Below are 10,272 nucleotides of genomic sequence, written 5' to 3' on the forward strand. Positions count from 1 at the left end.
GGCGCTTGATATGGTCATGGCGAATCAGGACTATGACTATATCTTTATGGACTTGCAGATGCCTGTGATGGACGGTCTGGAGTGTACGGGTAGAGTGCGTGAGCAATTGGCGGGAAGATCCCAACCTGCCATTATCGCCATGACGGCTAATGTGATGGAGGGTATTCAGCCTCGATGTATTGAAGCTGGGATGAACGATTATATCAGTAAGCCCGTTAAAATCAGCAGTGTAAAACAGGCGTTGCTACGGCATTCTCCGGACCATTTTCCAATGCAGCCGGGTAAAGAACAAATCAATGAAGCCTAGATGGTGGCATTTGGTAGTGTTTAAAAAGTTATACCGTGATTCAAACGATCGTATAATGGGTTAGTATGTAGGGAAATCTTTTTTCGGGAGAGTAGGCCTATGAATACAAATAAAAATGAGAAGTTTAATGCAATTACAGAAACAACCGATGGTGTAAATACCGTTTATCTGAGTGGAGAGTTGGATCTTTCGGTAGCACCTGATTTTCGTCTGGTGATGGAGCCTTTGGTGGGGGAGTCAAGCCAAGATTTGATTATTAACTTGAGAGACCTTAAATACATTGACAGCACGGGGATTGGTATCTTGTTATCCATTTTAAAAGCAAGGCATGGGATGGAGTCTCGCTTTGCTGTTCAAGAGGTACCGCCTCAAATTCAAAAGCTGTTTGATATGACCGGTATTGCCAAATTCTTTGTCCCCCAGGAGAATTCCCAATAGGAAAGGAAAGAAAAAGAAATGAATGCTCAAATTCAAAAAGTAGTTCTTAATTTGCCGGCAACTGCTGACTTTGTTGATATTGTAAGATTAAATTTATACGGTATTGCCGCGAAAATGGGATTCTCTTATGAGGATATTGAAGACATGAAAGTGGCTGTATCGGAAGCGTGTAATAACTCTGTCCTTTATGCTTATGGTCATGAGGGGGGAGTCGTGGAAGTAATATTCGAATTTGATGAAGTTTCGTTGTCCATTCGTGTCAAAGATGAAGGGGAGAGCTTTGAACGTGTGGAGGACCCGTCCCGTATCGCATCCTTGCATGACAAGGAGTTGAATGATGCGCAGATAGGCGGATTAGGCTTTTATCTCATGCAGGCGCTTATGGACGATGTCCATATCTTGAATGAGACAGGAAAAGGCACCGAAGTGGTGCTTGTAAAGCGACTGACCAGAAGTGAGGAAAGAGTATGAATGAAAAGGTAACTCCCCCGGAGTCGATGGATGAAGCCGTTGGTCTAATCTGGGAGTACCAGCAAACAAAAGATAACGAGATTGCTACCGTGCTGATCCGTAAGTATGAGCCGATGGTCAAGATGGCTGCTGGGAAGATCTCCCGTAACCGTCCGGACTTATACGAGGATTTATATCAGACCGGTCAGATGGCTTTGATACGTCTGCTTCAGCAATACGATATCAGCTTGGGTATCCCATTTGAACCGTATGCTATGAAAAGTATGCTGGGACATATGAAAAATTATTTGCGCGACAAATCCTGGTACATCCAGGTTCCTCGTCGTATTAAGGAAAAGGGGGCGCTTGTTCAACATGCTATTGATGAACTAACCGTTAAATTGGAACGTTCACCCAATGTGGATGAGATTGCGACCTATTTGGATCTTACCGTGGAAGAAACGATTGAGGTGCTTGCAGGCCGTGAGTGCTATCACTATGTTTCACTGGACTCGCCTTTATCCCAGGAAGAGAGTGCAGCTACATTAGGCGAGCTCATTAGCTCGGATGCTAACGATTATGACACTGTGGAAAAACGAATGGATTTGCAGCAGGCTTTAAGCCAACTGAAGGAGCAGGAACAAAAGGTGCTTCTTCTGGCATTTCAGGACGGTCAATCTCAACGTGCGATTGCACAGACGTTGGGCGTATCGCAGATGAGCGTTTCCCGTATTCAGAAGCGGGCAACGGAAAAGCTGAAGCAGATTATGTCTAATTCCTCTATTTCATGAGTAGATGGCAGATTATATGGCGAAAAATATTTGACGTCACATCGTAAGGACACGTTATTCCGATATGGGAAGCGTGTCCTTTTTATAAAGCGAAAAAGGTTGGGAGGAAGGTTGGAATCCATGACAGCATTTGAACAGATTTCTTCCTTTCGTGGAGGATGGGAATGGTGGGACATCAGTGCTGGGAATTGGCAAGATTCGGTCATACAGCATTTGAAGGAGAAGCTCCCAGAAGCCTCAGAATGGCTGGACAAGGTAGAGGACATTCCATCCAGCTTTATATCTGTGCGCTTTCCAGATGGCAATCAGCCCTTAATGTACGGGTCGCTGATCTACTCTGTTCAGGAGGAGATCGACAGTCAGCGCAATTGCAACAAGTTTTATTTTCTGGTCTTAAATCAGAAGTTAGTGACGTTAAATCTGGATCAAAATACCCGTGAAATCATGCACACCGCGGAACGCCAAAAAATGCTGGAACAGTGTGAGGATGCAGCTGATGGCATGTTTGTATTGGCGAGAGCCGTGCTCCATTACTTTCATACAGGTATGGATAAGTTCGAGATCAACCTGAGAAGACTGGAAGAGGACATGGAGAAAAGGAATGCTCGTACGCTGATGGATTCTATATTGAATGCACGTTTCGAGCTGTTGTATTGGAGCAATATGTTCATTCCCTTTTCAGAGCTGGTGACGGCTTCTCGGGAGGCATATCTGGATAAACTGGAGGAGAATCGTTTTTTCAAGCAGTTACTTTACCGTGTTACTCGGATGGAAGGACTTTTCCTGCATTATGAAAAGGAAATCGACACATTGATCTCCATTGACGACGCCATTTCTGCATTTAGGGGGAATGAGATTACAAAGACGCTCACCATTGTCACCGCCGTATTTACACCAGCAACTGTAGTGGGCGCTATATGGGGCATGAACTTTGAAAATCTGCCTTGGATTAAAACAGGCTGGGGTTTTACCACCGTGATTATTGCCACATTGCTAAGTATGTTGGGAATGTACGGCTGGCTGATGATGAAGGGGTGGACAGGAGACTTATTGAAAGCTAACAAGCGCAACAAATTGTAGCGGCTGACTACAGCTGTTACAATTTACAAATAAAAAACGATCCATCGTAACTGGAGGCTCTTTGAGGAGTCTATTACCGGTTACGATGGATCGTTTTTAAATGAGATAGGGACAATTACTTAGTACCTTGGCTCATTTTGATATATCCTAATAATTCGGCGATGAAATCTCCGATGACCGGAAGATTTAATTGTACCAGGAAACTGAGCAACCAAGCGAGCAAGGCGAGTATGACCACTGTACCCAGCGTAAGGCCGAGACCACGTGCAATCCCTGCGGTCAGATTGCTCATAATTCTTCTTTTAGTGCTGGAGTAGTTCTCCAGAATATCTTTGAACTCTGCTCTTTCGAGCGTATCTGCTATTTGATCTAAGCGTTTGTTAAGCCGCTTGACCTCATGGCGCAGCTCAAAAGGATGCTCATTTACATCAAAGTCTCTCTCCTGATCATGCGTTTTAACATGATCAGGAGAGGAAGAAGCCTGCTTGGATGAAACCTCATCTGGCTGATCTTGAGCCTGTAAGGGATGAAAGGTTCTTTTGTTGTTTGCGGTAAGATCATCTCCATAGGAGTTTGGCTTGCTCATTGTCATCCCAGCCTTTCTATCATTTAAAAACAGCCAGCTTCTTGCATGCTGGCTGTTCAGTGTAGGGCTTATTTTTTTGCCATCAGAATGTGTAGCTATTAGGAATTTGCATTCAATTGTTTTTGCGTATCCTTGGCCGCTTGAGCCGTTGCATCCATAACCTCTTTATCCGCTTTGGCTGCTTCATTAGCGACATCGGCAGAAGCCTTGGTTACGCTGGATACGATATTGTCTTTGCTCTCGGATACCGTTTTGGCTACATCTGCTGTTTTGGTGGAAACGGTTTTGGCCAAATCTGTCGCTTTGCTGCTAACTACAGATGCCACGTCTTTTGTTTTATCAGAGACAACTGTAATTTTATCAGACAGATCACTACGCAAATCACGACCCGGCTTCGGCGCGAACAGCAGGGCTGCGGCAGCACCAATCAAACCTCCAATAAATAAACCTTTTGCAAAACCTGAAGTACTTGCCATATTTTGATTGTCAATGTTACTCATGTTATATCACTCCTCTTATAGAATTAAAGAATAAAAGATATATATAAATGTTAGGTAGCCCTTCTTAATAGCCTGGACACAAGTCCGAGCAAGAACACGAACAATGCGGTTCCGAGTATGGCTGGAATGACTGCAAAATCTCCGATGACCGGGCCCCAGTCTCCCAATAGCATGACACCTAGCCAAGCTCCTACAAATCCAGCAATCATAGAGCCCGCAATGCCGCCAGGCATTTCATGACCAGCCAGTGCATCGCCAATCAATCCGATAATAATAGCCATTACAATACTTAGTACAATTCCCCACACAAGGATCGCCTCCCTTATCCTAAGTTCACAAAACCATAACGTTTTTAATGAAGGCTGAGCTTCGATATTGCTGAGCCTTGCTTACTTCGTATATAAACGTCGTGACCCGGAGTGAAACAAAAAGCCGTCTTGGACATTTACTGGTGGGGAGTGGAAGGAAGCTTCATGCGCGCTCGCCAATAGATCACAGGAACGGTAAACACCAGCCAAATTATACCTGCAATATAGCCACCCACAATATCTGTAGGAAAGTGAACGCCTAGATATACGCGGCTTAATCCAATCAAGAGAATCAGTAGTGTACCAAGAACACACGGAAGAAAGAGCGAACGCCCACGAATCTTTCGTTCTATGGCCCAAATGGCAAATATCATTCCGAAAAATCCCATGGAAATCATCGCATGACCGCTGGGAAAACTGTAGCCCCCGGCTTCAACCAAATGTTGAAGTGATGGGCGTTCCCGTTGCAAAATTTCTTTAATGAGCGTATTCAGCACCCACATCGCCGTAAAGCTGCTTAGGATCGCAAAGGAATAAGCTTTTGAGCGAAGACTGACCCAACACAAGGTGGCAGCACCGAGGGCGATGATTAAGGACATGTGGAATGAACCGAAAGATGTAATGAATATAGCGATGGTTAGCAGTTGGTAGCGAGCAGCTGCTGTGTCTGGAAAAATGGCATCCTGTATGCGTTCATCCCAATATAGAAAAGGAGCTGTGCCAATCCATTTCACAGAGTAGGCGACGAGAAGCAACACAGCGATCATGATAATAGATGCATACAGACTACGGCGCAAATAGCTCGGTAGGAAACGGGATGATTGGGGTTCATGAGATAGCATATGTAATAAATCTCCTCCTTATGGCTGTGATAGATTCAATTTTTCGTACTATTAACTTAACTAATAATGAACTTAAGAGCAAAACCCGACGGAGACGACAGGCTGATTGAGGCATATAAGCCCGGGGTAAAGGGATCGTATCACAGCGTTTGTAATGCCAGGGCCGGAAGTGGAATAGTTATCACAAAGCAAGGCTGCTTTACGGAACTGGAATCCATGGAGGTGTTAAGGATGATTAAAATAGTGACATCGGCAGAAAGACATACCTCAAATAAAGGATGGATTCATAGTGAGTTTAGCTTTTCATTTGCCGATTATGAAGATCCGAGCAATGCCCATTTTGGTTGTATGCTAGCCCATAATGATAACGTGCTTGAACCGCAGCAAGGCTTCAAAAGACATCCGCATCACGATTTGGAAATCGTCACCTATGTAATTGAAGGCCAATTGCATCATAGCGACAGCTTAGGACATGAGCAGGATTTGAAAAGCGGCTCGATCCAGGTTCTGAGTGCAGGCACCGGAATTGAACATGAAGAGCGAAATACTGGGGATGAAAGACCAGTTCGTTTTTTGCAAATGTGGTTTTTACCCGAGAGTCCTGGCATTCAGCCTTCTTATCAGGTGCAAAGATTCAAGCACAGTGAACGTCTAAATCGGCTTCAGCCTGTTGTGTCTGGTTCAGAAGTGGAGGGAGCGTTATCCATCGCGCAGGATATAAATCTGTATCTGAGCAGATTGGAAAAAGGACAGCAGCTTGAATATCCGCAGCAAGAGGAGCGCCGCACCCACATCTATGTAGTTAGCGGTCATGTGGAAGTTACGTGCCAGGATGGGGATTTTCAGTTAGGGCCTGGTGATGCCGCGCGAATTCAAAAAAACTGTACATTAAAGATACGAGCTACAGGTAATGAAGATATATCTGAACTGGTGTTAGCTGATTTGCCTTGAAGCATCCTTGAGTGAAGAAGTGTATGAAAATGCGTATATGCAATCGAAAAATAAAGCTCGTATCCCGTTGCACGTCTGTTGAGACGACCGGAGGTACGAGCTTTATTTTACGCTGACAGGGCCACTATCATGAAGGCTGTTGCTCATGATGATAGGATGTAATACAGCTAAGCTGGCTGTCCTACAAGCTGATTCAGGAGGACTTGCGCAATCTGCCCAGTTCAGAAACAATAGCTTCAACCTCTGAAATGCTCAGGTTAGGCTTGCTTATCACCATATCATAGACATCATGAATGTCCTCGTATTGCTCCAGCGAGAAAGCGGATGCCTGCATAGCAGCACCACTCGCCATACGGAGCTTGGTTTTAATACCCTCAATCATATACTCAATGTTGGCATGAGACGGTACAGACAAATCCATCGTTAATTTTCCATCCTTTCATAACAGGGGAAGTTGCCTGTATTGTATCATGTTTTTGTTGTAGAATGTACTGAAAGCCAGTTTACCGATATACAACCGAATCAAGGAGGATGGACAAAGTTGTCTTTGTATAATCGAGCTTCCGCACCCGGTCGCTCGTCCTTAGAACATAATGTAAAGAAAACAGATCGAGATGGACTCGCGCCGTTTTTCCGAGAAATTCATCATCAGCATGCTATAGATAAGTTGACTTTTGTTTGCATCGGTACAGATCGCTCATCGGGTGATTCACTCGGGCCACTGGTAGGCACCATGCTCAAGGAGCAAGGCTTTCCGCACGTGATTGGCACAATGACGGAGCCCTGTGATGCAGATCATCTGGTTTCATACTTGGAGTGCATTCCCCAAGATCATCATGTGATCGCCATAGATGCTTGTCTTGGACAGCACGGCTCAACAGGAATGTTTCTTATTGCGCGTGAACCGCTAACTCCTGCGCGATCGGTGGGGCTGTCTCTGCCGTCTGTTGGTCATTATAGTGTTGCAGCGATTGTGAATGAGCGCAGTCCCAAACCCTATTGGACACTCCAAATGACGTCGCTTCACTTGGTCATGACCATGGCTGCGCATATTGCTAATGCGGCGGCTTATGAATTTGGTTTAAAAACAACTTCGCAAGATTTTCCAGAGGGTTACCGTTTCAGATATTGATGGTCTGCTTAATAATATACATCAGCATGTTCTACTCACTAATATATTCAGATCCAATAGATTATATACAGAGAAGGAAGGGTTCCACATGGAAAAGGTATTATGCGAAGGAACGACGATCTGCTATGCCGAACAGGGAAAAGGAGATCCGATCATTCTATTGCACGGATTTTGCGGAAGTTCTTCCTACTGGGATGAGGTTGTTCCCTTGCTATCCCAAAGCTATCGTTGTATTGTTCCAGACTTGCGTGGACACGGACGCAGCGATGCTCCACTAGGAGCCTATACTATTGATCAAATGGCAGATGATGTGCTTAAACTTCAAGAACAATTGGACATTCCTCAGGCTGCCTGGTTTGGTCACTCCCTAGGAGGCTATCTTGCCCTTTCGGCAGTGCAGAGACATGCAGAACGCCTGACAGCCTTTGGACTGATTCATTCCACAGCATATGCAGATACGGATGAAGGTAAAGAAAAGCGGAATAAGGCTGTATCCACCATCCAAACGGAGGGGATTACGACCTTTGTAGATGGACTCGTACCGGGACTGTTTGCTCCTGATCATGTGGAGTCAATGTCCAGCCAATTACTTAAAGTCAAAGAAATTGGCTACAAAACACCACCACAAGGAGCCGTCGGAGCATCACTGGCTATGCGCGAGCGTACTGATCGGCGGGATGTGTTGTCGGCTTCTGCATTGCCAGCCCTTTTAGTAGCGGGTGAGCAGGATCAGGCGGTTCCTCCAGCGCGGACGTTTACAACAGATCGGGCCGGAGTAACTCAGGTTACCCTACCGGAAGCAGGTCACATGAGCCTGTTCGAGGCACCGGAGTTATTAGCGAACACCATCTTGACATTTTTAGAGCAAAACTTGAAAAGGTAGACTAAGGTAAGCCCAAAACCGGAACCTTCTGATGTGATAAACAGAGGTTCCGGTTTTTGGGTAGTCAATTATTTAGGTGTGTAAGGTGTCTAATTTATATTACTTTTGTTAAAGGCAAACGCTGTCGGCAAACCGTCAATACTCTCCAGATTTTTCTCATAGGCATATTTTTTAAGTGCTTCTTCTCCCATCTGAATTGAGACTTCCTTCAGCTTTTCCCGTTCGCTCGTGTATGTCATGAAGGGAACCGCAAAACCACATGAATTCTGCACCATGTGAACGTCCACAACAATGATTTGTCTTGCACCGGGAAGCGGGTTGAAGAGAGGGTACAGTTCATTCCATTGCTTAGTATCGGGCAGCGCGACGGTACCAGTACCATAGAGCTTTAGTACACTGGGAGCGCCCTCAAATGCACAAAACATGATTGTTACCCGTCCGTTCTCGATAATGTGGGCGCTTGTCTCGTTGCCGCTTCCCGCCAAGTCAAGATAAGCTACCCTTTGATCCGATAGAATACGGAAGGAATCATATCCCTTGGGGGAAAGGTTAACGTGCCCTGTCTTGGATAGCGGTGCTGATCCTACAAAGAAAATATGCTGCCGCTGTATAAACTCTTGATGTTCCGGTAATATCGAGCTAAATTGATTACCCAAACTCCATCATCCTTTCTCACAAAAATATTCATATAAATTTTGTTTCTAAAGAAAATAATTATTATAAATAATTTTATGGAATGTTTAAATATACTGATTATTTTTTGTTTCGTATGAAACAAAAATATCACAACACTAATGAAGAAGCAATATTGATTTAAAAAAAACCGTCATTCGCTAGTCACATGATCAGCTATAAAGTACTGTACCGTAGGAATTCACTGCCATACGTGAGCATTCTGACTTCCTGATCATTGATGTTATTAACTGAGGGTGAAGGTTATAAGTGGTATTTCTGCATGGTAGGGCATTTGGCTTTTAGACAAGGATGTCATACAATCAGAAGACAGAGTTTCTGGTTGTCTAGGCATCGGGATGAAAGGAAGGGAACGGCTTGCTTAGAAAAGATTATTTGCTCAGTATGATGGAAGAATTGACATCCGCAGTAGCATCGGTGCTCGGTCTAAGGCGTGAAAATAAACATGTCGAAGCGCTAAAACAGCTAGATGACCTGCTCAACAAGCAGTTTCGTCTTCGTTCAGATCTGCTCAGACGATTGCCGCCGGAACAAATTATTGAGCTTTTCCGATTGGGCCCTGGAATTGAAGCGGATAAGCTTCAGCAGGTGGCTCGCATTTTAGAGGAAGAAGCCGTGATTTACCTGGAAACCAGCAGAACAGACGAGGGCATACGAATCTTGATGAAATCTCTTCATTTATATTTGTACAGCGATACGAATGGCGCGACTCGTGATCTGCAGGTCTTGCCTGAACGAATAGCGTGTATCGTGAAACTGGTGCGTGAATATGAGCTTCCCCCTGAAACCAGCAAACTGTTGGCTGTTCATTACGAGCGGGAAAACAGGCTGGACGAAGCCGCCGATGTCTGGTTTGGATTGGCATGGGAGCAGCCAGAGCTGCTAGCGGAAGCGGAGACGTTTTATAGTCAATTACTGGATAAGACCAATGCAGAGCTGGAGCTGGGTGGAATTTCACGCCAGGAAGTCACCGAGGGTTTGACCGAGATCACCCAATTACATGAAAGAAAGTGAGATGTACCTTTTGGATTCACTGCGCGAACTTATATACCAATTGACCACGGGAGGATCCCTCATAACAGCGACGCTGAGTCAGCTTCGCAAACGGGAGGATGCTTCTTTTACTAAAGTGCAAATCAAACCTGTAGAATTGAAAAATAAGCTGTATTACCAGTTTGCTTTTCATTATAGCAACAAAGTCATTCATGAAAATCTGACCCCTGACGAAGCTAATGAGCGTATGACTGCCTTGTTTGAGGACACGTTCCGCCAAGGACTTCTATGCGCCAAGGATGCAGACTACCAAGTGCT

The 10,272-nt window shown here is 44.9% G+C and carries 15 protein-coding genes and 1 pseudogene; 10 read left to right on the forward strand and 6 right to left on the reverse strand.

Features of this window, described 5'->3' with window-relative positions:
* The 5 genes from GRP75_RS13560 to GRP75_RS13580 form a co-directional block, all read left to right on the forward strand.
* On the forward strand, window positions 1-307 hold a 307-nt coding region (locus GRP75_RS13560), incomplete at its 5' end, for a response regulator (protein ID WP_160789557.1).
* A 99-nt stretch (window positions 308-406) separates the two neighbouring features.
* Window positions 407-745 (forward strand): STAS domain-containing protein, encoded by a 339-nt coding sequence (locus GRP75_RS13565; protein ID WP_023990272.1) that lies wholly within the window; start codon window positions 407-409, stop codon window positions 743-745.
* An 18-nt stretch (window positions 746-763) separates the two neighbouring features.
* A complete protein-coding gene (gene rsbW / locus GRP75_RS13570; protein ID WP_023990271.1) occupies window positions 764-1,216 on the forward strand; it encodes an anti-sigma B factor RsbW in 453 nt (150 codons plus the stop codon).
* Entirely contained in the window at window positions 1,213-1,986 is a 774-nt protein-coding gene (locus GRP75_RS13575; protein WP_013311929.1) for a sigma-70 family RNA polymerase sigma factor, read from the forward strand. The genes rsbW and GRP75_RS13575 overlap by 4 nt, the downstream gene beginning before the upstream one ends.
* A 120-nt stretch (window positions 1,987-2,106) precedes the next feature.
* On the forward strand, window positions 2,107-3,066 hold the full coding sequence (locus tag GRP75_RS13580; RefSeq protein WP_028541853.1) for a magnesium transporter CorA family protein: 960 nt from the start codon (window positions 2,107-2,109) through the stop codon (window positions 3,064-3,066).
* Window positions 3,067-3,181: 115 nt separating this feature from the next.
* On the opposite strand, the gene GRP75_RS13585 is transcribed toward GRP75_RS13580, so the two are convergent.
* From GRP75_RS13585 to GRP75_RS13600, 4 genes are all read right to left on the reverse strand, one after another.
* Window positions 3,182-3,658, reverse strand: coding sequence for a DUF5665 domain-containing protein (locus GRP75_RS13585; protein ID WP_160789558.1), 477 nt, complete (start codon window positions 3,656-3,658; stop codon window positions 3,182-3,184).
* 92 nt (window positions 3,659-3,750) lie between these two features.
* Window positions 3,751-4,152, reverse strand: coding sequence for a YtxH domain-containing protein (locus GRP75_RS13590; protein ID WP_023990268.1), 402 nt, complete (start codon window positions 4,150-4,152; stop codon window positions 3,751-3,753).
* A 50-nt stretch (window positions 4,153-4,202) separates the two neighbouring features.
* Window positions 4,203-4,460, reverse strand: a complete 258-nt coding sequence (locus tag GRP75_RS13595) for a GlsB/YeaQ/YmgE family stress response membrane protein (RefSeq protein ID WP_013311925.1) — start codon at window positions 4,458-4,460, stop codon at window positions 4,203-4,205.
* Between the two features lie 137 nt (window positions 4,461-4,597).
* Window positions 4,598-5,302: a phosphatase PAP2 family protein gene (locus GRP75_RS13600; protein ID WP_160789559.1), complete on the reverse strand. Its 705-nt coding sequence runs from the start codon at window positions 5,300-5,302 to the stop codon at window positions 4,598-4,600.
* Between the two features lie 231 nt (window positions 5,303-5,533).
* Here GRP75_RS13600 and GRP75_RS13605 point away from each other — a divergent pair, with 231 nt between their 5' ends.
* Entirely contained in the window at window positions 5,534-6,253 is a 720-nt protein-coding gene (locus tag GRP75_RS13605; protein WP_160789560.1) for a pirin family protein, read from the forward strand.
* Window positions 6,254-6,446: 193 nt separating this feature from the next.
* On the opposite strand, the gene GRP75_RS13610 is transcribed toward GRP75_RS13605, so the two are convergent.
* A complete protein-coding gene (locus GRP75_RS13610) occupies window positions 6,447-6,674 on the reverse strand; it encodes a DUF1128 domain-containing protein (RefSeq protein WP_013373034.1) in 228 nt (75 codons plus the stop codon).
* Window positions 6,675-6,794: 120 nt separating this feature from the next.
* Between GRP75_RS13610 and yyaC the strand changes: the two genes are divergently transcribed.
* Together yyaC and GRP75_RS13620 are read left to right on the forward strand one after the other, a co-directional pair.
* Window positions 6,795-7,385: a spore protease YyaC gene (gene yyaC, locus GRP75_RS13615; protein ID WP_160789561.1), complete on the forward strand. Its 591-nt coding sequence runs from the start codon at window positions 6,795-6,797 to the stop codon at window positions 7,383-7,385.
* An 88-nt stretch (window positions 7,386-7,473) separates the two neighbouring features.
* Complete coding sequence (locus GRP75_RS13620; protein WP_160789562.1) at window positions 7,474-8,268, forward strand: alpha/beta fold hydrolase; 795 nt, start codon at window positions 7,474-7,476, stop codon at window positions 8,266-8,268.
* An 89-nt stretch (window positions 8,269-8,357) separates the two neighbouring features.
* On the opposite strand, the gene GRP75_RS13625 is transcribed toward GRP75_RS13620, so the two are convergent.
* The gene (locus GRP75_RS13625) at window positions 8,358-8,924 is read right to left on the reverse strand and encodes a pyridoxamine 5'-phosphate oxidase family protein (RefSeq protein ID WP_160789563.1); all 567 of its coding nucleotides are present in this window, start codon (window positions 8,922-8,924) and stop codon (window positions 8,358-8,360) included.
* A 394-nt stretch (window positions 8,925-9,318) separates the two neighbouring features.
* On the opposite strand from GRP75_RS13625, the gene GRP75_RS13630 reads away from it, so the two are divergent.
* Window positions 9,319-9,975 carry a DUF6483 family protein gene (locus GRP75_RS13630; protein ID WP_103050297.1) on the forward strand — a complete coding sequence of 219 codons (657 nt, stop codon included), beginning with the start codon at window positions 9,319-9,321 and terminating at the stop codon, window positions 9,973-9,975.
* Window positions 9,962-10,272, forward strand: a pseudogene (locus GRP75_RS13635) (SAM-dependent methyltransferase); the annotation flags it as partial. The gene GRP75_RS13630 and the pseudogene GRP75_RS13635, both read left to right, overlap by 14 nt.

The sequence above is a fragment of the Paenibacillus sp. OT2-17 genome (genome assembly GCF_009827695.1).
In the GTDB taxonomy this organism is placed as follows: domain Bacteria; phylum Bacillota; class Bacilli; order Paenibacillales; family Paenibacillaceae; genus Paenibacillus; species Paenibacillus polymyxa_B.